We start from the raw sequence: 20,888 nt of genomic DNA, 5'->3' as shown, positions 1-20,888 counted from the left end.
CCGATCCAGGAGTTCCGCCGATGACCGCGCCCAACCCGCACCCGAGCACCGAGGGACGTACCCCGTACCCGGTCGGCCTGCTGCTCGCCGGCCGCCGCGTGGTCGTGGTCGGCGGCGGCCAGGTCGCTCAGCGGCGGTTGCCGGCGCTGATCGCCACGGGCGCGGAGCTGCACCTGGTGTCGCCGACCACCACGCCGGCCGTCCAGGCCATGGCCGACGCCGGTGAGCTGACCTGGCACGCCCGCCCGTACCAGGACGGCGATCTCGCCGACACCTGGTACGCGCTGGTCGCCACCGCCGACCCGGCCGTCAACGCCGCGGTCAGCGCCGAGGCCGAGCGCGAGCGGGTGTTCTGCGCCCGCAGCGACGACGCGTCGGCCGCCACCGCCTGGACCCCGGCCAGCGGCCGCGACGCGGGCGTCACCGTCGCCGTCCTCACCGGGGACCCGCGGCACTCCGCGGCCCTGCGCGACTCGATCGTGGACGGCCTGCGGGACGGCTCGCTGGCCGCCCGCCGGTTCCGCTCGCACGGCGCTGGGGGTACCTCCAGGCCGTCAGGCCGGGGGAGCGTCGCCCTGGTCGGCGGCGGCCCGGGCGACCCCGATCTGATCACCGTGCGCGGCCGCCGCCTGCTGGCCGCCGCGGACGTGGTGGTCACCGACCGCCTCGCCCCGCGCGAGCTGCTGGCCGAGCTGCCGGAGCACGTCGAGGTGATCGACGCGTCCAAGATCCCGTACGGGCGGTTCATGGCCCAGGAGGCGATCAACCGGACGCTCGTCGAGCACGCCAAGGCGGGCAAGTTCGTGGTCCGGCTCAAGGGCGGCGACCCGTACGTGTTCGGGCGCGGCGGCGAGGAGCTGCTCGCCTGCGCCGAGGCCGGGCTGCCGGTCACCGTCGTCCCGGGGATCTCCAGCTCGATCAGTGTCCCGGCGGCCGTCGGCGTGCCGGTCACCCACCGCGGCATGACGCACGAGTTCACGGTGATGTCGGGCCACGTCGGTCCCTCCGACCCGCGCTCGCTGGTCAACTGGGAGGCCGCCGCGCGGATGAGCGGCACCCTGGTGCTGCTGATGGCGGTGGACAAGATCGGCGAGATCGCCGCCCGGCTGGTCGAGTGCGGCCGCCCCGCCGACACTCCGGTCGCCGTCGTCCAGGAGGGCACCACGGCCGCGCAGCGCCGCGTGGACGCGACCCTCGGCACCGTCGCCGCCACCGTCGAGGCCGAGCGGATCAAGCCCCCCGCCGTGATCGTCGTCGGCGACGTCGTCAACGTGCTGGCCCCCGGCCTGCGTCTCTGACACCGGCACGGCGCGTCGGGCGAACACCCCGTCCGCCCGGCGCACCGCCTACTCCAGCGGCTGCTCCGTCCAGATCACCTTCCCCGTCCCCGTGTACCGGGTGCCCCAGCGGTCGGCGAACTGGGCGACCAGGAAGAGCCCGCGCCCGCCCTCGTCCGTGGTGGCCGCGTACTTCAGATGCGGCGAGGTGTTGCTGGTGTCGGACACCTCGCAGATCAGCGCCCGGTCGCGGAGCAGGCGTACCCGGATCGGCCCGGTCCCGTAGCGGATCGCGTTGGTCACCAGCTCGCTCAGGATCAGCTCGGTGACGAACGCCGCCTCCTCCAGCCCCCACCCGGTCAGCCGCTCCGCGACCGCCGCCCGGACCTCGCCCACCGCGGCCGGGTCGGACGGCACCTCCCACTCCGCGACCTGGTCGGGCGCCAGCACCCTGGTCCGTGCCACCAGCAGCGCGATGTCGTCCTGCGGATGCGCCGGCAGCATCGTCTGCAGCACGTCCGCGCAGGTCTGCTCCGGCGTCCGGTCCGGCCCGCTCAGCGCCGTCCGGAGCAGCTCCAGCCCGACGTCGATGTCCCGCTCGCGGTCCTCGACCAGCCCGTCGGTGTAGAGCACCAGCCGGCTGCCCTCCGCCACCTCCAGCTGGGTGGTCTCGAACGGCATCGACGCCAGCCCGAGCGGCGGCCCGGTCGACAGCTCGGGGAAGTCCACCCGCCCGTCCGGGCCGACCAGCGCCGGCGGCAGATGCCCCGCGCTGGCCAGCGTGCACCGCCGCGACACCGGATCGTAGATCGCGTACAGGCAGGTCGCGCCGGTCACCGCCGCCCCGGTCCCCGACTCCTCCTGGTCGATCCGGTTCACCAGGTCGTCCAGGTGCCCCAGCAGCTCGTCTGGCGGCAGGTCCAGCGTCGAGAAGTTGTGGATCGCCGTCCGCAGCCGGCCCATCGTCGCCGCCGCGTGCAGCCCGTGCCCCACCACGTCCCCGACCACCAGCGCCACCCGGGCCCCCGGCAGCGGGATCACGTCGAACCAGTCCCCGCCCACCCCCGCCTGCGCCGGCAGATACCGGTGCGCGATCTCCAGCGCGTTCTGGTCCGGCAGGGTGCGCGGCAGCAGACTGTGCTGCAGGGTCACGGCCATCGCGTGTTCCCGGGTGTACCGGCGCGCGTTGTCGATACAGACCGCCGCGTGCGCGACCAGCTCCTCGGCCAGCGCCAGATCGTCCTCCTCGAACGGCTCCGTGCGGTCCGCCCGCCAGAACCGCGCCACCCCCAGCAGAGCCCCGCGCGCCCGCAGCGGCACCCGGACCAGCGAGTGCACCCCGTACGCCAGCACCTGCGCGGACCGCTCCGGATCCTGCTCCCGCCACTCGTGCGCGTCCGCCAGCCGCGGCTCCACCCCCGGCAGCCCGCTGTTCAGCGCTCCCGCCAGTGGTGCCGACGGCACCACGTTCAGCGCCGTGCCCACCGGATAGAACGGCGCGTCGTCCCGGACGCCGCTCAGCGCCGCCCGGCGCATCCGCCCCAGCGCCGGCCCCGGCGGCGGCTCCTCGCCCTCCAGCACCTGCTCGGCGAGGTCCACCGTGACGAAGTCCGCGAACCGCGGCACCGCCACCTGCGCCAGCTCCTCCGCCGTCCGCGTCACATCCAGCGAACTGCCCACCGCCACCCCGGCGTCGTACAGCAGCCGCAGCCGCTGCTGCGCCACGTCGGCCCGCCCGGAGAGCGCCAGCAGCTCGGTCGAGTCGCGCAGCGTGGCGACGCAGCCGGGCGGGCCGCCGTCGCGGTCGGTCAGCCGGATGTTCACCGCCAGCAGCCGCTCACCGGCCAGCACCACCTCGTCGCTGACCGGCCGGTTCGCGGTCAGCAGCTCCTCGGGTGCCCGGTCCAGCCCCAGCTCGGTCACCGGCCGGCCCTCGGCGTCCGGCGGCAGGTCCAGCAGCCTGCGCGCCTCGTCGTTGCAGAGCAGCAGCCGGCCGTCACCGCCGACGATCAGCACGCCCTCGCGCACCGCGTGCAGCACCGCCGCGTGGTGCTCGTACATCCGGGTCATCTCGGCCGGACCGAGCCCGTGCGTCTGCCGCCGCAGCCGCCGGCTGATCAGCGCCGTCCCGCAGGTGGCCAGCCCGACCGTGACCACAGCGGCCGCCAGCACCAGCGGCAGCTGCCGCTCGCTCGCGCTGCTCACGCTGGCGATCGTGATCCCGGCGGACACCAGCCCGACCACCGTGTGGTTCTGCCCGTAGACCGGTACCACCGCCTGGATCAGCGGTCCGAGCGAGTCGTTGACCTTCTCGGTGACCACCTGCCCGTGCACCGCGGGCTCGAAGGTGCCGTTGAACATCCCGCCGATCAGGTTCGGGTTCGGGTGCGTGTAGCGGACGCCGGAGAGGTTCAGCACGACGATGAAGGACACGTCGGAGGCCGTCCGGGCGGCCTCCGCCGACGGTTGCAGGACGGCCGTGGGATCGGGGCCGACCAGCGCGGCGGCCACGCCGGGGGAGTTGGCGAAGGTCTGGGCCACCGCCACCGACCGGTTGCGGGCCTCGTCCGTGGCGTTGTTGCGCGACTGCACGACCAGCGCCAGCGCCGCGGCGATCACCAGCAGCACCACCACGAACACCTGGAGCGCGAACACCTGCCTGGCCAGCGACCGACGCTTCGGTGAGCGCGAACGGGCCGCCGACGGCTGTGCTGGCCGACCGTGTGGGCCCCCACCGGCGGAGCCGGTGGCACCGGCGGAACGGGAGGATACGGCGGAACCGGAAGTGCCAGAGGCCGACGGAGCCCATGATCGACCCGGAAATCGGGCCATACGCCATCCTCGCACTCCCGCCGCCGTCGGGCCAAGGCCAGCCGGTCCGGCCGTACGCCCGTTTGGTCTTCTCCTCCCGGGCTTGGCAAGATCGCAGGGTGTCCGAACCCAGCACCGTCACCGACCCCGCCGACCCGCGCCTCGGCGACTACACCGGCCTGACCGACGTCGAACTGCGCCGCCGACGCGAACCCGCCGAAGGCCTGTTCATCGCCGAGGGCGAGAAGGTCATCCGCCGGGCCCTCGCCGCCGGCTACCGGATGCGGTCGATGCTGCTCACGGCCAAGTGGCTGGACGTGATGGCGGACGTCATCGCCGAGGCCGACGCCCCCGTCCACGTCGTCGAACCCGCCCTGGCCGAGGCCGTCACCGGTTACCACGTCCACCGCGGCGCGCTCGCCTCGATGGAACGGAAGCCGCTGCCGGACGCCGCCGCGCTGCTGGCCGGTGCCCGCCGGGTGGCCGTCCTGGAGGGGCTGGTCGACCACACCAACCTGGGCGCGATCTTCCGCAGCGCCGCCGCGCTCGGCATGGACGCCGTCCTGCTCTCGCCCGACTGCGCCGACCCGCTCTACCGGCGCGCGGTCAAGGTCTCCATGGGCGCGGTCTTCGCCGTCCCCTACGCCCGGCTGGAGCCCTGGCCGGCCGCCCTGGGGACGGTCCGTGCCGCCGGCTTCGACCTGCTGGCCCTCACCCCCGCCGACACCGCCGTCGACCTCGCCGCCCTGGCCCCGCACCGCCTCGCCAAGGCCGCCCTGCTGCTCGGTGCCGAAGGGGACGGACTCACCCCGCAGGCCCTCGCCGCGGCCGACCGTCCGGTCCGCATCCCGATGTCCCACGGCATCGACTCGCTCAATGTGGGCGCCGCCGCGGCCGTGGCCTTCTACGCCGTCACCGCCGCCTCCTGAACCGGGCGGCGCCCCCGTCCGTGCCGTCAGCCCGTCGGAGAGGTCGGCGGCGCGGGGGCCGCGGCGGGCGGCGCGACCGAGCTGAGGCCGGTGCCGCCGGAAGCGCCCGCGCCGGGCCAGGACTCCTCGATGGTGCCGTCGCCCCGCACGGTGTACCGGGTGGACGTGACCGCACCGGTCTGGGTGACCCGCTCCTCGCGGACCAGCGCACCGTTGTCGAGCCGCCAGGTCGCCGTCGACTGCGGATCCGCGGCCGAGGAACGGGAGGCAAGCGGGACGGGCGTGTCCCCGTTGAAGGAGAACAGCTGGACCAGGTCCACCGGCACCGAGCCCTCCGCCCGGCGCAGCACCACCAGCGTCGCCGGGGCGCCCTTGTACCGGGCCGGCAGTACGGCGCTCAGCACGACCTGCGGCCCCGTCGTCCCCACCGAGCGGCCGTCACGCAGCGCGATCCCGGGGCCGCCCGCCGGATCGGGGTAGCCGCGGTTCGGCCAGTCCACCACCGGTCCCGCGCCCTGCGCGGGCCCCAGCGCACCCTCACCCGTCGCGCCGCCGTGCGCCGCCGCCGCGAACGGCGTCGCGCCGTCCGCCGACAGCCCGGCCGCCGAAGGCGTCACCGGAGCGCCCGGCGGCTGGACCGGCGCGGTGCTCACCGTCCGGCCGCCCGCCGGGCCGAGGCCCCGGTTGCTCCGGTTCTCGCAGCCCTGCGCCGCCGCGATGGCCAGCGCCACCCCCACCGTCACGGTGACGAACACCACCAGCCGCTGGCGCAGCAGCCGCTGCCGCGACGTGGCGGGCCGTCCGCCGGGCACGGGCGTGTGCTGCCGGTCCCCGGACCGCCCGCGTGGCCGGTCGGGCCGCTGCTCCCGCTCGCGTTCCCGGGCGGCCGCGGGGCCGGGGCCGCCGGGCCCTGCGGGGCGGACGGGCGGCGGGGTCTGCTGGCGTTCGCGCATCGGCCGGGTGGTCTGGAGCGATTCGGGCCGGGGCAGCGGCGCGGTGGCCTGCTGCCCCTGCGGGTGCCGCTGCGGCCCGGCCGGATGGGCCGCGGGCTGGCCGACCGGGCGGCCGACGGCCCCTGCCCGGGCCCGCGCGGCGGCAGGGTCCGGCGAGCGCCCGGGCGCGGGCACACCGCGCGGTGGGACGGCGGGGGGCGCCGGTACGGTGGCCCCGGCGGGAACCGCGGGCCCCGGCCGGGCCCCGGGCCGCCCGGCGGGGCGCGCGGGACCTCCCGAGGCCGTGCCACCCACGGTCGTGCCGCGCGCCGCCAGTTCGCTCAGCCGCTCGTGCAGGGCCGCCGCGCCCGGCCGCTCGGCGGGCTCCTTCGCCAGACACGCCCCGATCAGCGGCGCCAGCGGCGGCGGTACGGCCGACAGGTCCGGCTCCTCGTGCACGACCCGGTACAGCATCACCTCGGAGGAGGCCCCCGAGCCGAACGGGGTGTCCCCGGTGAGCGCGTACGCCAGCGTCGCCCCGAACGCGAAGACGTCCGTGGCGGGTGTCACGGCGGCGCCGCGGACCTGCTCGGGCGCGAGGAAGCCGGGGGAGCCGACCGCCGTGCCGACGTGGGTGAGCGTGCTGGCGCCGCGCGACCAGGCGATGCCGAAGTCGATGATCCGCGGCCCCCGGGGCGAGAGCAGGATGTTGGACGGTTTGAGATCCCGGTGCACCACCCCGGCCTCGTGCACCTTGACCAGCCCGTCGGCCAGGGCGGCCCCGATCCTGGCCGCCTCCGGCCAGCTCAGCGGCCCCTCGTCGCCGACCCGCTTGTACAGCGAGGGGCCGGGGACGTAGGCGGTGGCCAGCCAGGGGCGGTCCGCCTCGATGTCCGAGCCCACCACCCGCGCCGTACAGCCGCCCCGGATCTTGGAGGCGGCGGAGATCTCGCGGGCGAAGCGGGTCCGGAACTCCAGGTCCTCGGCCAGCTCGGCCCGGATGAGCTTGAGGGCGACCCGCTGGCCGCGGCGGTCGGAGCCGAGGTAGACCACGCCCATCCCGCCGGCTCCCAGCCGTCGGTGCAGGCGGTACGGCCCGACGATGCGGGGGTCCTCACGCCTCAGCCGCATCATCGCCATCTTCGTTCCCCGTCAGCCCGTGGATGAGGCCCCGTCGGTTGGGGCATCGTCAGTTCCTGTCTGGCACAGCTTACGGACTGCCCGTTGCGGTGTGCTGATACGCAACACCTCAACCCTCGGTGCGATTGTCCGATCTAGCACTGACATCAAGGTCACCAGACCTGCGGAGCGCTTCTCGGGGTCGCCTCTCAGGGTTCCCCCGGGGGTGCGGTCGAGCCCGTCTCCCCCTGCGGTAGTAGTCCCGGAGGACGCGCGTCATCCTCCGGGATGCCCGGCGAACAGTACGACGGCATGACGACCTACCACCCCCTCGCGCCATAGCGTTGTCCTCAGCGGTGGACGGGGCACTCGTCCCCCGAGGTAAGCCGTCCACCGCGCCAACATCGACCGACCGGTACAGCAGAGCACGAATCAGGAGTGAGGGCATGGCAGCGCAGCTCACGGGATCCCCCCGCCGCCGGCGACCGGCCTTCACCCAGCGCTCCGCCGACCAGACCAGGCACCCAGCGGTCGCCCTGGCCATGGCCCTGCCCTGCGCCGTCCTGCTGGTCGCGCTCTTCGGCGGCTGGGAGCAGATGGCGAACCAGGCCCAGGCCGTCGCCGAGCTGATCGGTCACTGACCGATCGGTCACTGAGACCGGCCGGCTGCCACAGCCGGCCACTGAACGGGCACCGATCCCCTGGGGACGGGGAGCGGTGCCGCCGGGGAGGCCGTGCCCGCGATGACCGCGGACGGGCGATAGCGGTGCGCAGAGCACCCCGGCAGGCGGAGATGCCGCGTACGGACGTCGGTGAGGTCGACCGTACGCGGCTCTTCTGCATGCCCGGAACCCCCGGATGCCCTGGGGCGCCTGAGCCGAGGCCCCGGGCCCTGAAGGGAACGACAAAAGGCCGGGGCCGTGATCCTCACGGATCACGGCCCCGGCCGTTACTGTGCGCGATACTGGGATTGAACCAGTGACCCCTACCGTGTCAAGGTAGTGCTCTCCCGCTGAGCTAATCGCGCCTGGTGTGGCGGTCCTGCAGCAGACCCCGAAGGGCCCGACGTGCGCGATACTGGGATTGAACCAGTGACCCCTACCGTGTCAAGGTAGTGCTCTCCCGCTGAGCTAATCGCGCGGGGAGGTTCTTCCGGCAGAACCGGTCGATCCTCTTGGAGGTGGAGACGGGATTTGAACCCGTGTAGACGGCTTTGCAGGCCGTTGCCTCGCCTCTCGGCCACTCCACCAGGCAACACTCGAAGAACGATCTTACACTGTTCTCCATTGAGCGGACGACGAGATTCGAACTCGCGACCCTCACCTTGGCAAGGTGATGCTCTACCAACTGAGCCACGTCCGCCTGTCTCCCGGGATCTTCACCGCTTTTCTTCGGCTGCGCTCCCTGGCGACGTGTTGAACTCTAGCGGATTCCCGGGCCAGCTAAAAATCCGTTCCCGCAGCGTGCCGAGGGGGTGTCCCTCGAGTGCCGTTCCGTCAGCCGCTCCGGAGGGCCGTCGCGCCCCGTCGGCGGCGAAGCCGGACGATCATCCGCAGGCCATCCGTCGCACACCCGCGCGATGCCCGCGCCTGCTCACGACCCCGGCGCGCACCCCCGACCTACACTTCAGGCACCGCAGCCCCGCCACCCGTGCAGGAGAACCGTGTTCGGCCCCATCGCCCCCCTCACCCCGCTCGCCCGTTTCGGGGGCCGCCTCGCCACCGGGCTGCGCGACGTCACCTCGGATCCGGCCGCGCTGGACTCCACCGGCTACTGGGCCGTCGCCCACGACTTCGAGGGCCGGCTCACCTGCGCCCGCTTCGACGACGTCCGCCCCGCCCCCGCGCCCCCGGCCGTCGCCGGCTGGCTCGGCCCGGCCGCCGGCACCTGGCACAGCTCCCTCGACCGCGCCGCCTACACCGCGGGGGTCCGCCGGATCCGCGAGCACATCGCCGCCGGCGAGGTCTACCAGGCCAACCTCTGCCGCGTCCTCTCCGCGCCACTGCCCGACCCGGCCCGCTCCGACGTCGACGCCCTGACCGGTCTGCTCGCCCACGGCAACCCGGCCCCCTATGCCGGAACGATCCGGCTCCCGCAGCACGGCGTCGAGATCGCCACCGCCTCACCCGAGCTCTATCTGCGCCGCGACGGCCATACCGTCTCCTCCGGCCCGATCAAGGGCACCGGCCGCACCGAGGACGACCTGCTGGAGAAGGACCACGCCGAGAACGTGATGATCGTCGACCTGGTCCGCAACGACCTCGGCCGGGTCTGCCGGACCGGCACCGTCACCGTCCCCGATCTCTGCGCCGTCGAGAAGCACCCCGGCCTGGTCCACCTGGTCTCCACCGTCCAGGGCACCCTGCGCGCCGACGCGGGCTGGCCCGCCCTCCTCGACGCCACCTTCCCGCCCGGCTCCGTCACCGGCGCGCCCAAGTCCAGCGCGCTCCGGATCATCGACGCCCTGGAGACCGCCCCGCGCGGCCCCTACTGCGGGGCCGTCGGCTGGGTGGACGCGGACCGGGGCGAAGCCGAACTCGCGGTCGGCATCCGCACCTTCTGGATCGACCGCACCGACCCCGGCACCCCCCTCCTGCGCTTCGGCACCGGCGCCGGCATCACCTGGGGCTCCGACCCCGAGCGCGAGTGGGCGGAAACCGAACTGAAGGCCGCCCGCCTGGTCGCGATAGCGTCGGGCACCGAAACCGACTGAAGCGGGGCGAACGCCAGGAGCCGAACGGGAACCCCCGGCCCCGGCGCAGCGCTCCGCACAAGCGCCCTGAGGAGCACCCCTCGATGCAGAACCCCACCAAGAGCTGGGTCAACGGGTCACTCGTCGACTCGGCCGACGCCGCCGTGTCCGTCCTCGACCACGGACTCACCACCGGCGACGGGGTCTTCGAGACCATGAAGGCCGTCGACGGCCGGGCCTTCGCCCTCACCCGCCACCTCGACCGGCTCACCCGCTCCGCCCGCGGCCTCGGACTGCCCGACCCCGACCACGACCTGGTCCGCGAGGCCTGCGCCCAGGTCCTCGCCGCCAACCCCGTGCCGCTCGGTCGCCTGCGCGTCACCTACACCGGCGGCCCGGCCCCGCTCGGCTCCGAGCGCGGCGACGACACCCCCACCCTGGTCGTCGCCCTCTCCGCCGCCGGCCGCCGCCCCGACACCACCGCCGTCGCCACCGTCCCGTGGCGCCGCAACGAGCACAGCGCCGTCGCCGGCCTCAAGACCACCTCCTACGCCGAGAACGTCGTCGCCCTCGCCGCCGCCCACCGCGCCCACGCCTCCGAGGCCCTCTTCGCCAACACCGCGGGACGGCTCTGCGAGGGCACCGGCTCCAACGTCTTCGTCGTGATCGACGGACGCCTGCTCACCCCCGCCCTGGCCTCCGGCTGCCTGGCCGGCATCACCCGTCGGCTGGTCATCGACTGGTCCGGCGCCGAGGAGGCCGACCTGCCGTTCAGCGCGCTCCAGGACGCCGAGGAGATCTTCCTCACCTCCACCCTGCGCGACGTCCAGGCCGTCACCCGCGTCGACGACCGTGAACTCGCCGGACCCGGCCCCGTCACCGTCAAGGCCATGGCCGTCTTCACCGAGCGCAGCGGCGACGACCTCGACCCGTGAGCCCCACCCCGCGCCCGGGCACGGATAGAACCCCCGGACGGTGGGGAGGGAGCACCACATGACCACCACGCTGCGCCCCGAGGGCCCGGAAACACCCACCGCCGAAGGCGGCCGAACCAGACGCTGGCTGATCTGCGCCAACGGCCACCCGGTCGGCGCGCTGCGCACCACCGCAGTCCTCAGGGGAGGGCAACTCTGGGGCGAGATAGCGGAGTTGGAGGTCCGCGAAGGCCGCGGACGAGGGCGCGGCACCTTCGGCGCGCTGGCCGCCGAGGAGGTGCTGCGCGGCTGGGGCTGCGTCCGGGTGGACGCCGACATCTCCGAGCCGGCGCCCGTCGCCCGCGCCCTCGCCACCACCCTCGGCTACACCGAGCGGATGCGGAGCATGTCCAAGCGGCTCACCGCCCCGCCCGGGCTGCCGGCCGGCGCCGTCGTGTGCCGGATCGACGCCGAGGCCTTCCCCCACTGGCTCGCCACCGTCAAGGAGGTCTATCTCGGCCACCTGATCTCCTCCGGCCTCAGCCCGGAGCAGGCGCGCGCCAAGTCGGACGCCGACCACGTGCAGCTGCTCCCGCAGGGCGCGGAGACCTCGGGCGTCGCCCTGCGCCGGCTCTACGGGGACGGGCCGGACCCGCTGGGCTCGCTCTGGCTGGCCCTGCGGGTCCGCGAGCTGCCCGACGGCGCCCCGCTGGCCTGGGTGATGGTGGTCCAGGTGGACGGGCCCCGCCGGGGCCGGGGCCACGGCCGGTCGCTGATGCTGCTCGCCGAACGCGAGTGCCTGGCCGCCGGAGTGCGCGACCTCGCGCTGAACGTCTTCAGCGACAACGAGGTCGCGATCCGCCTCTACGACTCGCTCGGCTACCGGACCGTCAACCGGGTCTACGGCAAGCCGCTCATCTGACGGTCGGTCGGGAAGCCCGCGCGGCCTCGATGGCGGCGACGATCCGGGCCCGCAGGCCGTCCTGGCTCTGCCCGCCGTCCAGCCGCTGCCCGGCGATCACGTACGTCGGCGTGCCCGTCACCCCGATCGCCTTGCCCTCGGCCTGGTCGGCGTCCACGATCAGCGTGTGCCTGCCGTCGACCAGCGCCGTGTCGACCTCCTCGGCGTCCACCCCGGCCTCGCGCGCCACCTCGAGCAGCAACTCCTCGCCGCGCGCGTCCAGCTCCTCGACCCGGGCCAGCAGCGCCTCCACATAGGGCCACCCCAGCCCCTGCGCGAACGCCTCCTCGGCGGCCTGCGCGGCGGCGTAGGCGTGCTTGTGCTTCTCCAGCGGGAAGTGGCGCAGCTCGACCGGGAGCGCGTCGCCGTACTCGGCGCGCAGCGCCCGTACGTCGTCCAGGGCGGTGCGGCAGTCCGGGCACTGGAGCTCGCACCAGAACTCGAGACGGGGGAGGGAACCTTCGATCATGTCCTCAGTGTTCCACTAATAGGCCCCGCGCCGGGTCGGCGGTGCGATCGGGGCCGGACCGACAGGAGGGCCTGATGACCAGGACGACTGGACGAGACGGGGTGCGGCCATGCTGACGGCGGCGGTCAGTTTCCTGCTCACGGCGGCCGGGGTGGCCGTCGCCGGGCTGCGCGCGTACCGGCGGCGCTTCCTCTCCGCGACCCGCTGGTTCGCGGTGGCCCTGCTGCCGGCCGGGCTCTATCTGACCGGCCTCTTCCCGGTGGCGCGGACGATCGGCCACGAATTCGCCGACTGGGCCGCCAAGCTGGTGTTCGACCCCCGGGTCTGGACCGGCATCGCGCTGCTCGCGGTCTCGGCCGGTCTGCTGCTCGCCACCCGCTGGGTGGGCCGCCGGGCCGTCGAGGCCTCCGGGACCCGCCCGGCCGCGACCGGACCGGCCCCGGCCCGCCCCGCGGTCACGGCCGCGTCGGACCAGGGCAAGACCGCCGCCCCGAAGGCCAAACCGGCCAGGAAGCGGGACGACGGTCTCGGCGACTTCGACGACATCGAGGAGATTCTCCGCCGGCGCGGCATCTGACCCGGCCCGGGAGCACGGCCCCGGGAGCACGGCTCAGGCGGACGGCACGGCCTCCGCCGAGCGCTGGCGCGCCCGGTAGGCGGCGACGTGCAGCCGGTTGCCGCAGGTGCGGCTGTCGCAGTAGCGGCGGGAGCGGTTGCGGGAGAGGTCCACGAAGACCCGCGCGCAGTCCGGCGCCTCGCAGCGGCGCAGCCGCTCGCGTTCGCCCGCCATCAGGATGAACGCCAGCGCCATGCCCAGCTCGGCCGCCAGGTGGTCGCCGAGGGCGGCGTGCGGCGCGAAGTAGTGGATGTGCCAGCCGTGGTGGTCGTGGTTGGTCAGCCGGGGCGTGGTGCCGGCGTCGGCGACCAGGGCGTTGACCAGCTCGGCGGCCTCGGCCGTGGACTCGGTGCCGAACACCTCCCGCAGCCGGGAGCGCAGCTCGTGCACCTTGCGCAGGTCGTCCTGGGTCAGCGAGTCGACCTCGCTGATCTCCTGGCGGATCACAAAGGCGTCCAGCGCGGCCACGTCGGGCAGCAGCTCGGTGCCGCACACCTCGGGTGCGGTGTTGAGCAGCTCGACGAGGATGCTCAGCGCGCACTCGGTGTCATGGGTGATCAGCACGTTGGGGGCTCCTCGCGCGGAGGGGGCCGTCGGCACCCCACGTCTACGGTTAACCCCAGACCTTACCGGGCTGTGCCGCCGAAGGATGGCCGCTTTCTTCGAAGAGGTGTACGGATGTCGTCAGGGTGTGCGATCGCGGCGCCCGGCGCCGGTGCGCGGGGGGAACCGACGGCGCCCGGCAGCGAGGCCGGCCACCCGTACGGATGGCCGGCTCCGGTGCCGGGCGCCTGTGGTGCTCGGCCCGCTCCGGTGGGAGCGGGCCGTACACCGGCCCCGAGACCGCGTCGTGCGCGGCTGAGTCTGCGGCCGTGCCCCCGAGTAGGACGGCTGCGATGACGGCAGGGGGTGACCACCCCGCCGGCAGCGGGGCGTGACCTCCTCCGGTTGGGGTCAGCTTTCGGCGAGGATGTGGGACAGCTCCCGGTCGAGGTCGAAGTGACGGTGTTCGGTGCCAGGGGGTACGGCGGCGTCCGTCCGCTTGAGAAACGACTCAAGCGCCCGGGCCGGGGCCTCCAGCAGGGCTTCTCCTTCCGGAGAGCTCAGCGCGATGCAGACCACCCCTTGCCCGTGGCTGCGCGACGGCCACACCCGGACGTCACCGGTACCGGTGGGTCGGTGCAGCCCCTCCGCAAGGAGATCTCGGGCGAACACCCACTCCACGGTCTCGTCGGCGCCGGTGTGGAACGTGGCGTGCACGGCATAGGGGTCGGCGGTGTCGTAGCGCAGGCCCGCGGGGACGGGCAGTGAGGACTCGCTGGACACGATGAGGCGCAGGTGCAGCTCGCAGCTGACCGTGGTGTTCATAAGCGCCATGGCCTTTCGCTCAGTGTGCGCTCGGGGAATCGCACGTCGGCGAACGGACCATCCCACCCCCACGACCGATGTAAACCCCTCTGTCCCGATTCGGGGGCGAGTCGTACCCCTTACGGCGCATTGCGGAATCGGCCCGGAGCGCCCGGCGGGGCATTACCCGGGGACTTCTCGGTTAGTTTCCCGGCATGACTGTGCGAAGCGACAGGACACGCGGGAACGCGGGCGGGAACACGGGAACGGGTGATGCGGTGGTGCCGGACGACTCCGGGGCGGCGGGCGAGGGCGCGGACGAGGAGCGGGCGGGCGTCGACGGCGGCCGGCCGCTCGGCTCGCGTGCGCCGCACTTCGTCCGGCGGTCCCGGTCGCTGCACCTGAGCTGGCAGGTGGCGGTCTTCCTGATCGGCCTCGCCGTGGTGGTGATCGGCGTGATCATGCTGCCGCTGCCCGGCCCCGGCTGGGTGGTCATCTTCCTGGGCATGGGCATCTGGGCGACCGAGTTCGTCTGGGCCCAGCTGGCCCTGCGCTGGACCAGGCGCAAGGTGGCCGAGACGGCCCAGAAGGCCATGGACCCGAGGGTCCGGCGTCGCAACCTCACGTTCACCGCGGTCGGCCTGGCCGTGATCGCCGGCCTCGGCGGCTGGTACCTGTGGAGGTACGGGCTGGTCGCGCCCTGGACGATCAACGGCAACTGAGCCGTGCGGGGTGTCCCGGGTGACGGGAGCCCGAAGCGGGGGTGTTCGGACCACCCTGCGGGATGCGGTAATGTTTTCCCTGCACCCGGGCGATTAGCTCAGCGGGAGAGCACTTCGTTCACACCGAAGGGGTCACTGGTTCGATCCCAGTATCGCCCACCGGAATGCATTGTGATATGTGAGGCCCAGTCGATTATCGGCTGGGCCTCACATGTATTTCCGGAATCCCGGGAGCGGCCTGCCCGGAATCGGGCTGAAGCGCAGTCATCTTCCGTGCGGAGCCGTAGTTCTGTGGATCCGCCGGGCGGCCGCCCGGGGGGAACGAGTTGTACGGCACCCCCCAATTGGTGCTACTGTTCTTCTCGTTGCCCGGGCGATTAGCTCAGCGGGAGAGCACTTCGTTCACACCGAAGGGGTCACTGGTTCGATCCCAGTATCGCCCACCGGACAGCATGCAGGCCCTGATCGGGAGACCGGTCGGGGCCTGCGGCGTCTTCGGGAACCCCCGCCGCGACGCCCCTGTTACGCGGCGACCTCGCAGCTGTGCTCCGGCCCCGGCCGCCGCCCGCAGCCGCACCGGGCCGGGCGCAACGGCCAGGACGGGTCCACCCGCTCCGGCGTCCCCGACCGGTCGAACCAGCTCTGCAGCCCGCGGGCCTGCGCCGCGTGCCAGACCGCCTGCCGCAGATGCAGCTCGGCCGGCGACAACCCGCCCAGCCCCACCGGGTAACGGGCGCCGATCGTCCGGACCAGCTTCAGCGCCGCCGTCGCGTCCGCCGCGGCGTCGTGCGCGCCGGTCAGCTCCACGCCGTAGTGCGCGCACAGGTCGGTGAGTGTGCGGCGGCCCTTGCGGTAGCGGTCCATGTGCTTGTCCAGCACCCGCGGGTCCAGCACCAGCAGACCGTCCGGGCCCAGCCCGTCGGCCAGCGACCGGCCCCGGTGCCGGCGCAGCTCCCGGTCCAGCAGCGTCAGATCGTAGGGCGCGTTCATCACCACCAGCGGTCGCCCGGCGCGGGCCTGTTCGGCGAGGGCGTGGGCTATCTCGGCCACCACCACGTGCGGTGGGCGGCCGAACGCGCGCACCCGCTCGTCGGTGATGCCGTGCACCGCGCGGGCGCCGTCCGGGATCGGGACGCCCGGGTCGGCCAGCCAGGTCGAGGTCCGGGCCGGTGTGCCCGGTGCGAGCTGGACGATCAGGGCGGCCGAGACGATCCGGTCGGTCTCGACGTCCACGCCGGTCGTCTCGGTGTCGAAGGAGGCGAGCGGGCCGGTGTACCACTGCTGCTGCATGACTGCCCCTCAGGTACTGCGTTCCGCCCGGTTGATACCCGCTTCTGACGCCCGCTCAACCGTTTGGCGCAGCCCGGGTCGGGGATGCTGCCGTCGGGTGTCCCGTTCGAATCCGGACGGGCCCGGGGCCGGGGGAGGCAACGGGGCGATGGCGCTGACACAGCCGCAGCCCGAGGGGGCGGCGGCCGTCCTGCGGGGCAATCTGGCCGTGACGGCCTGCATGGAGACGCTGCAGGTCGGCTATCTGCACGCGGTCGCGGCGGCGGCCGGCTGCTCGCTCTCCCAGCCCTTCCCGGACAACGGCATCGACTGGCAGGTCAGCCACGGTTCCGCGGCGCACGAGGTGGACGACGAGGTCACGATCAAGATCCAGCTCAAGGCCACCCAGCAGATCGCGGCCGGTCCAGGCGGGCCGTACTTCAGCTTCACCCTGGACAACGACCACCTGCGCAAGCTGGCGCGGGTCCGGGTGGCGGTGCCCAGGATCCTGGTCGTGATGCTGCTGCCACGCCGGGTCGACGACTGGCTGGAGGCCCGGCCGGACGCGCTGGAGCTGCGGCACTGCTGCTACTGGATCAACCTGGCCGGCCACCCGGTGACCGGCCGGCAGCGCACCAACGTCCGCGTGCCCGTCGCGAAGGTCTTCGACGACCGGGCGCTGTGCGACATCATGGCGCGGGTCGGCGCGGGCGGCAGCCCGTGACGGCCCGGCCCCGACGGGGAGGAGCAGGACCATGACGCTGCCAGACGGGTCGCCGGAGGGTGCCCGGGCACTGCCCGACCCGGCCGCCGTCGACCCGGTGGTCCTCGCCACCCTGCTCGCCCGGCACGGCTGGGTACGGCGGGGCGGCCCCTCGGCCCGGTACGGGCGCTGGACGCCGCCCGGCGACACCGACCCCGGCACCAGCCTGCTGGTCCCGGCCGGGGACGGCTTCGACGACGCGGTCGACCTGCTCGCCGACGCCGTCACCGCGCTGTCCCGCTCGCGCAGCCCGTCCGCCCGTTCGATCCTGCTGGCACTCGCGGTGCCGGGCGACGAGCTGCGGTGGCGGCGCGAACTGCCGGGCCCGGCCGGCGCCGCGCCCTGGGACGGCGCCGAGCGGCTCCAGCGGGCCGCGCGGGCGATGCTCGTGGCCGGTGCCAAGGCCGGGCGGACCAGGGCCGCGTACTTCGGCGCCCGGCTGGACGCCTGGGCCGGTGACTTCCTGGACCGCGTCCTGGTGGTCGAGAACGGCGCCGGACTCACCGCCTACGCCCCCGCGCCCGAGGGCCGGGCGGCGGTGACCACCCTGGTCCGCGCCCTGGAGGCGCTGCGCGACGCGGTGGACTACCGCCGGGTCAGCGGCGGGCCCGAGGCCTTCGAGAACGCGGTGCAGGCCGGGGTCAGCCGCGAGCTGGTGCAGTCCGTCGAGGAGCTGGTGCGCGGCGCGACGGCGGCGCAGCTGACCGTCTCCTGGTCGGCCGCCGCCGGAACGCCGGGCGGCTTCGGCGACCGGCGGATCGCCCTGGAGTTCTCCCCCGGGGACCTGCCCGCCCTCGAAGAGGCCGCCGAACTGCTGGAACGGATCGAGCCCGCCGTGGCGGTCACCGTCGTCGGCATCGTCGTCCGCCTCAAGCGGTCCGACCCGGCAGGGCCGGGCACGGTACGGCTGCGGGTGCTCGGCGGGGCCGAGGTCACCGAGGTGAGGATCCGGCTCGGCGACGCCGCGTACCGGCTGGCCGCCGAGGCCCACCTGGCGGGCACCCCGGTCCGGGTCAGCGGCCGGCTGGAGCGGCGGGGCGGCTTCCGGCGGCTCGCCCACCCGCGCGGCCTGGAACCGTGCGGGCTGGAGGAGGCCGAGCGGGAGCGCCTGCTGAAGACCCTGGGGGAGGGGCGGCAGGGGACGTAGTTGCACGGCGGGGGTGGTGCTCTCGGTACCATCGTCACGCGCAGCGCAGTGTTGCGTCCTATGAATCCAGCACGTCAGGAGAGACCGGTGACGGACGTCCGGGTAATCATCAACCGCGAACCCGATCGGGAAGAGCGCGTGGTGACCACGGGCACTACGGCCGCCGAGCTCTTCGCCGACGACCGCTCGATCATCGCCGCCCGCGTCGGCGGTCAGCTCAAGGACCTCGCCTGCGCCCTCCAGGACGGCGACGAGGTCGAGCCGGTCGGGATCGGCAGCAAGGACGGCCTGGACATCCTGCGCCACTCCACCGCGCACGTCATGGCGCAGGCCGTGCAGCAGCTCTTCCCGGAGGCCAAGCTCGGCATCGGCCCGCCGGTCAAGGACGGCTTCTACTACGACTTCGACGTCGAGAAGCCGTTCCACCCCGATGACCTCAAGGCCATCGAGAAGAAGATGCAGGAGATCATCAAGCGGGGGCAGAAGTTCTCCCGCCGCGTGGTCGCCGACGACGACGCCCGCGACGAGCTCGCCGCCGAGCCGTACAAGCTGGAACTGATCGGCCTCAAGGGCTCGGCCTCCGCCGAGGACGGCTCGAACGTCGAGGTGGGCGGCGCCGAGCTGACCATCTACGACAACCTGGACGCCAAGACCGGCGAGCAGTGCTGGGGCGACCTCTGCCGCGGCCCGCACCTGCCCAGCACCCGGCACATCCCGGCGTTCAAGCTGATGCGCAACGCGGCCGCCTACTGGCGCGGCAGCGAGAAGAACCCCATGCTCCAGCGCATCTACGGGACCGCCTGGCCGACCAAGGACGAGCTGAAGGCGCACCTCGACTTCCTGGTCGAGGCCGAGAAGCGCGACCACCGCAAGCTCGGCAACGAGCTCGACCTCTTCTCCATCCCCGAGGAGATCGGCTCCGGCCTCGCCGTCTTCCACCCCAGGGGCGGCATCATCCGCCGCACCATGGAGGACTACTCGCGCAAGCGGCACGAGGAAGAGGGCTACGAGTTCGTCTACACCCCGCACGCCACCAAGGGGAAGCTCTTCGAGAAGAGCGGTCACCTGGACTGGTACGCCGACGGCATGTACCCGCCCATGCAGCTGGACGAGGGCATCGACTACTACCTCAAGCCGATGAACTGCCCGATGCACAACCTGATCTTCGACGCGCGCGGCCGCTCGTACCGTGAACTGCCGCTGCGCCTCTTCGAGTTCGGGACGGTGTACCGCTACGAGAAGTCCGGCGTCGTGCACGGCCTGACCCGTGCCCGCGGCTTCACCCAGGACGACGCGCACATCTACTGCACCCGCGAGCAGATGGCGGAGGAGCTCGACTCCACGCTGACCTTCGTCCTGGACCTGCTCCGCGACTACGGTCTGACCGACTTCTACCTGGAGCTGTCGACCAAGGACGAGGAGAAGTTCGTCGGCAGCGACGAGACCTGGGAGGAGGCCACCGCCGTCCTGGCGAGCGTGGCCGAGAAGCAGGGCCTGCCGCTGGTGCCGGACCCGGGCGGCGCGGCCTTCTACGGCCCGAAGATCTCGGTGCAGGCCAAGGACGCCATCGGCCGGACCTGGCAGATGAGCACCATCCAGCTGGACTTCAACCTGCCCGAGCGCTTCGACCTGGAGTACACGGCGGCGGACGGCTCGCGCCAGCGGCCGGTCATGATCCACCGCGCGCTGTTCGGCTCGATCGAGCGGTTCTTCGCGGTGCTGCTGGAGCACTACGCCGGCGCCATGCCGCCGTGGCTGGCCCCGGTCACCGTGACCGGCATCCCGATCACCGACGAGCACGTGCCCTACCTCCTGGAGGTCGCGGCCGAGCTGAAGAAGCGCGGGATCCGGGTCGAGGTGGACACCTCGGACGACCGGATGCAGAAGAAGATCCGCAACGCCCAGAAGTCCAAGGTCCCGTTCATGCTGATCGCCGGCAACGACGACGTCGAGGCGGGTGCGGTGTCGTTCCGCTACCGCAACGGCGAGCAGAAGAACGGCGTGCCGCGTGACCAGGCGATCGCCGAGATCGTGGACGCCGTGGAGCGCCGCATCCAGGTGTGAGGCGTTCCCCGCGTGAGCGGGTGATACCCGGCGCTTCGGCGGATCCGGGGTACGTCCTGGTCCCCGCTCACGCGGGGGCCGCGGGGCAGGCTCCTGACGAGTCTGCCCCGCACTGCTTTGCAAGCCCTGCCGGGCGAATATGCTGATCAGCATGACGACTGAGCCGGAACTGCAGCGGGGCGTCGGCGAGCCGGACGGCTTCCGCCGCCTCTGGACCCCCCATCGGATGGCGTACATCCAGGGCGAGAACAAGCCCACCGGCCCGGCTCCGGACGACGGTTGCCCGTTCTGCTCGGTCCCGTCGCTGAGCGACGAGGACGGGCTGGTCATCGCACGCGGCAGCGCCGTGTTCGCGGTGCTCAACCTGTACCCGTACAACGGTGGGCACCTGATGGTGGTCCCGTACCGGCACGTGGCCGACTACACCGAGCTGGACGAGGCGGAGACGGCCGAGCTGGCGGTGTTCACCAAGAAGGCGATGACCGCGCTGCGGGCGGCCTCCGGGGCGCACGGGTTCAACATCGGGATGAACCAGGGCACGGCGGCCGGCGCCGGGATCGCGGCGCACCTGCACCAGCACGTGGTGCCGCGCTGGGGCGGGGACACCAACTTCATGCCGGTGGTCGGCCACACCAAGGTGCTGCCGCAACTGCTGGCGGACACCCGCAAGATGCTGGCCGAGGTCTGGCCGCAGGGCTGAGGCCGAGCCCTGACACCGCGAGAGCGGAGGGGCCCGCCGGCGGGCGGGGGGGGGGGGGGGCCCCCGCCCCCCCCCCCCCCGGCGGCGGCGCCGCGGCGGGGGGGGGGGCGGGTGGGCGGTGCCACGGGGCTGTTGGGGGAGGGGAGGTTGTGGGAC

At 73.5% G+C, this 20,888-nt stretch carries 18 protein-coding genes and 6 tRNA genes; 14 read left to right on the top strand and 10 right to left on the bottom strand.

The features are described from left to right. The first annotated feature begins 20 nt into the window (after window positions 1–20). Window positions 21–1,298: a uroporphyrinogen-III C-methyltransferase gene (gene cobA / locus ACIO5D_RS11005; RefSeq protein ID WP_363611328.1), complete on the top strand. Its 1,278-nt coding sequence runs from the start codon at window positions 21–23 to the stop codon at window positions 1,296–1,298. A 48-nt stretch (window positions 1,299–1,346) separates the two neighbouring features. On the opposite strand, the gene ACIO5D_RS11000 is transcribed toward cobA, so the two are convergent. Next, window positions 1,347–4,109, bottom strand: coding sequence for a SpoIIE family protein phosphatase (locus tag ACIO5D_RS11000; RefSeq protein ID WP_400653576.1), 2,763 nt, complete (start codon window positions 4,107–4,109; stop codon window positions 1,347–1,349). A gap of 98 nt (window positions 4,110–4,207) precedes the next feature. Between ACIO5D_RS11000 and ACIO5D_RS10995 the strand changes: the two genes are divergently transcribed. Beyond that, the gene (locus ACIO5D_RS10995) at window positions 4,208–5,017 is read left to right on the top strand and encodes an RNA methyltransferase (protein WP_363611332.1); all 810 of its coding nucleotides are present in this window, start codon (window positions 4,208–4,210) and stop codon (window positions 5,015–5,017) included. Window positions 5,018–5,043: 26 nt separating this feature from the next. On the opposite strand, the gene ACIO5D_RS10990 is transcribed toward ACIO5D_RS10995, so the two are convergent. After that, window positions 5,044–7,089, bottom strand: a complete 2,046-nt coding sequence (locus ACIO5D_RS10990; RefSeq protein WP_400794812.1) for a protein kinase — start codon at window positions 7,087–7,089, stop codon at window positions 5,044–5,046. 425 nt (window positions 7,090–7,514) lie between these two features. On the opposite strand from ACIO5D_RS10990, the gene ACIO5D_RS10985 reads away from it, so the two are divergent. Next, complete coding sequence (locus tag ACIO5D_RS10985; RefSeq protein ID WP_363611334.1) at window positions 7,515–7,709, top strand: hypothetical protein; 195 nt, start codon at window positions 7,515–7,517, stop codon at window positions 7,707–7,709. A gap of 314 nt (window positions 7,710–8,023) precedes the next feature. Here the strand turns inward: ACIO5D_RS10985 and ACIO5D_RS10980 are convergent. The 4 genes from ACIO5D_RS10980 to ACIO5D_RS10965 form a co-directional block, all read right to left on the bottom strand. Then, window positions 8,024–8,095 (bottom strand) — tRNA-Val (locus ACIO5D_RS10980). A gap of 41 nt (window positions 8,096–8,136) precedes the next feature. Further along, window positions 8,137–8,208: transfer RNA gene (locus tag ACIO5D_RS10975), tRNA-Val, on the bottom strand. Between the two features lie 35 nt (window positions 8,209–8,243). Continuing rightward, a tRNA-Cys gene (locus tag ACIO5D_RS10970) sits at window positions 8,244–8,317 on the bottom strand. Between the two features lie 40 nt (window positions 8,318–8,357). Beyond that, window positions 8,358–8,430, bottom strand: a tRNA-Gly gene (locus tag ACIO5D_RS10965). Window positions 8,431–8,743: 313 nt separating this feature from the next. On the opposite strand from ACIO5D_RS10965, the gene ACIO5D_RS10960 reads away from it, so the two are divergent. The 3 genes from ACIO5D_RS10960 (at window position 8,744) to ACIO5D_RS10950 (ending at window position 11,596) form a co-directional block, all read left to right on the top strand. Continuing rightward, window positions 8,744–9,781, top strand: a complete 1,038-nt coding sequence (locus tag ACIO5D_RS10960; protein WP_363611364.1) for a chorismate-binding protein — start codon at window positions 8,744–8,746, stop codon at window positions 9,779–9,781. Window positions 9,782–9,864: 83 nt separating this feature from the next. Continuing rightward, window positions 9,865–10,695 carry an aminotransferase class IV gene (locus tag ACIO5D_RS10955; protein ID WP_400794810.1) on the top strand — a complete coding sequence of 277 codons (831 nt, stop codon included), beginning with the start codon at window positions 9,865–9,867 and terminating at the stop codon, window positions 10,693–10,695. Window positions 10,696–10,753: 58 nt separating this feature from the next. After that, entirely contained in the window at window positions 10,754–11,596 is an 843-nt protein-coding gene (locus tag ACIO5D_RS10950; protein ID WP_400794808.1) for a GNAT family N-acetyltransferase, read from the top strand. On the opposite strand, the gene ACIO5D_RS10945 is transcribed toward ACIO5D_RS10950, so the two are convergent. Beyond that, entirely contained in the window at window positions 11,589–12,104 is a 516-nt protein-coding gene (locus ACIO5D_RS10945) for a DsbA family protein (protein WP_400794806.1), read from the bottom strand. The two genes, ACIO5D_RS10950 and ACIO5D_RS10945, sit on opposite strands and share 8 nt — an antisense overlap. Before the next feature lie 109 nt (window positions 12,105–12,213). Here ACIO5D_RS10945 and ACIO5D_RS10940 point away from each other — a divergent pair, with 109 nt between their 5' ends. Beyond that, complete coding sequence (locus ACIO5D_RS10940; protein ID WP_400794804.1) at window positions 12,214–12,681, top strand: hypothetical protein; 468 nt, start codon at window positions 12,214–12,216, stop codon at window positions 12,679–12,681. 33 nt (window positions 12,682–12,714) lie between these two features. Here ACIO5D_RS10940 and ACIO5D_RS10935 read toward each other — a convergent pair whose 3' ends face one another. Beyond that, window positions 12,715–13,284, bottom strand: coding sequence for a CGNR zinc finger domain-containing protein (locus tag ACIO5D_RS10935; protein ID WP_363611345.1), 570 nt, complete (start codon window positions 13,282–13,284; stop codon window positions 12,715–12,717). A gap of 390 nt (window positions 13,285–13,674) precedes the next feature. After that, the gene (locus ACIO5D_RS10930; RefSeq protein ID WP_030056266.1) at window positions 13,675–14,088 is read right to left on the bottom strand and encodes an SsgA family sporulation/cell division regulator; all 414 of its coding nucleotides are present in this window, start codon (window positions 14,086–14,088) and stop codon (window positions 13,675–13,677) included. 194 nt (window positions 14,089–14,282) lie between these two features. Between ACIO5D_RS10930 and ACIO5D_RS10925 the strand changes: the two genes are divergently transcribed. From ACIO5D_RS10925 to ACIO5D_RS10915, 3 genes are all read left to right on the top strand, one after another. Beyond that, entirely contained in the window at window positions 14,283–14,789 is a 507-nt protein-coding gene (locus tag ACIO5D_RS10925; RefSeq protein WP_400794802.1) for a TIGR02611 family protein, read from the top strand. 87 nt (window positions 14,790–14,876) lie between these two features. Further along, window positions 14,877–14,948, top strand: a tRNA-Val gene (locus ACIO5D_RS10920). Window positions 14,949–15,160: 212 nt separating this feature from the next. Continuing rightward, window positions 15,161–15,232 (top strand) — tRNA-Val (locus tag ACIO5D_RS10915). Between the two features lie 79 nt (window positions 15,233–15,311). Here ACIO5D_RS10915 and ACIO5D_RS10910 read toward each other — a convergent pair. Next, window positions 15,312–16,079 (bottom strand): 3'-5' exonuclease, encoded by a 768-nt coding sequence (locus ACIO5D_RS10910; protein WP_363611348.1) that lies wholly within the window; start codon window positions 16,077–16,079, stop codon window positions 15,312–15,314. Window positions 16,080–16,227: 148 nt separating this feature from the next. On the opposite strand from ACIO5D_RS10910, the gene ACIO5D_RS10905 reads away from it, so the two are divergent. From ACIO5D_RS10905 to ACIO5D_RS10890, 4 genes are all read left to right on the top strand, one after another. After that, window positions 16,228–16,782 (top strand): DUF4365 domain-containing protein, encoded by a 555-nt coding sequence (locus ACIO5D_RS10905; protein WP_363611350.1) that lies wholly within the window; start codon window positions 16,228–16,230, stop codon window positions 16,780–16,782. A 31-nt stretch (window positions 16,783–16,813) separates the two neighbouring features. Beyond that, the gene (locus tag ACIO5D_RS10900; RefSeq protein ID WP_400794800.1) at window positions 16,814–17,968 is read left to right on the top strand and encodes a hypothetical protein; all 1,155 of its coding nucleotides are present in this window, start codon (window positions 16,814–16,816) and stop codon (window positions 17,966–17,968) included. A gap of 87 nt (window positions 17,969–18,055) precedes the next feature. After that, the gene (gene thrS, locus ACIO5D_RS10895) at window positions 18,056–20,032 is read left to right on the top strand and encodes a threonine--tRNA ligase (RefSeq protein ID WP_400757558.1); all 1,977 of its coding nucleotides are present in this window, start codon (window positions 18,056–18,058) and stop codon (window positions 20,030–20,032) included. Between the two features lie 139 nt (window positions 20,033–20,171). After that, entirely contained in the window at window positions 20,172–20,732 is a 561-nt protein-coding gene (locus tag ACIO5D_RS10890; protein WP_363611356.1) for an HIT domain-containing protein, read from the top strand. Window positions 20,733–20,888 lie beyond the last annotated feature (156 nt).

The sequence above is a fragment of the Kitasatospora sp. NPDC087315 genome (assembly GCF_044744345.1).
Taxonomy (GTDB): domain Bacteria; phylum Actinomycetota; class Actinomycetes; order Streptomycetales; family Streptomycetaceae; genus Kitasatospora.
The sequence above is the reverse complement of the archived record's forward strand: the minus strand, read 5'-3'. Positions and strand labels throughout refer to the sequence as shown.

Bases quoted from the DNA above. Each gene is read 5' to 3' on its own strand.
- cobA (WP_363611328.1), top strand. From the start codon at position 21: ATGACCGCGCCCAACCCGCACCCGAGCACCGAGGGACGTACCCCGTAC.
- ACIO5D_RS11000 (WP_400653576.1), bottom strand. From the start codon at position 4,109: ATGGCCCGATTTCCGGGTCGATCATGGGCTCCGTCGGCCTCTGGCACT.
- ACIO5D_RS10990 (WP_400794812.1), bottom strand. From the start codon at position 7,089: ATGGCGATGATGCGGCTGAGGCGTGAGGACCCCCGCATCGTCGGGCCG.
- ACIO5D_RS10985 (WP_363611334.1), top strand. From the start codon at position 7,515: ATGGCAGCGCAGCTCACGGGATCCCCCCGCCGCCGGCGACCGGCCTTC.
- ACIO5D_RS10955 (WP_400794810.1), top strand. From the start codon at position 9,865: ATGCAGAACCCCACCAAGAGCTGGGTCAACGGGTCACTCGTCGACTCG.
- ACIO5D_RS10950 (WP_400794808.1), top strand. From the start codon at position 10,754: ATGACCACCACGCTGCGCCCCGAGGGCCCGGAAACACCCACCGCCGAA.
- ACIO5D_RS10945 (WP_400794806.1), bottom strand. From the start codon at position 12,104: ATGATCGAAGGTTCCCTCCCCCGTCTCGAGTTCTGGTGCGAGCTCCAG.
- ACIO5D_RS10940 (WP_400794804.1), top strand. From the start codon at position 12,214: ATGCTGACGGCGGCGGTCAGTTTCCTGCTCACGGCGGCCGGGGTGGCC.
- ACIO5D_RS10930 (WP_030056266.1), bottom strand. From the start codon at position 14,088: ATGAACACCACGGTCAGCTGCGAGCTGCACCTGCGCCTCATCGTGTCC.
- ACIO5D_RS10925 (WP_400794802.1), top strand. From the start codon at position 14,283: ATGACTGTGCGAAGCGACAGGACACGCGGGAACGCGGGCGGGAACACG.
- ACIO5D_RS10910 (WP_363611348.1), bottom strand. From the start codon at position 16,079: ATGCAGCAGCAGTGGTACACCGGCCCGCTCGCCTCCTTCGACACCGAG.
- ACIO5D_RS10905 (WP_363611350.1), top strand. From the start codon at position 16,228: ATGGCGCTGACACAGCCGCAGCCCGAGGGGGCGGCGGCCGTCCTGCGG.
- ACIO5D_RS10900 (WP_400794800.1), top strand. From the start codon at position 16,814: ATGACGCTGCCAGACGGGTCGCCGGAGGGTGCCCGGGCACTGCCCGAC.
- ACIO5D_RS10890 (WP_363611356.1), top strand. From the start codon at position 20,172: ATGCTGATCAGCATGACGACTGAGCCGGAACTGCAGCGGGGCGTCGGC.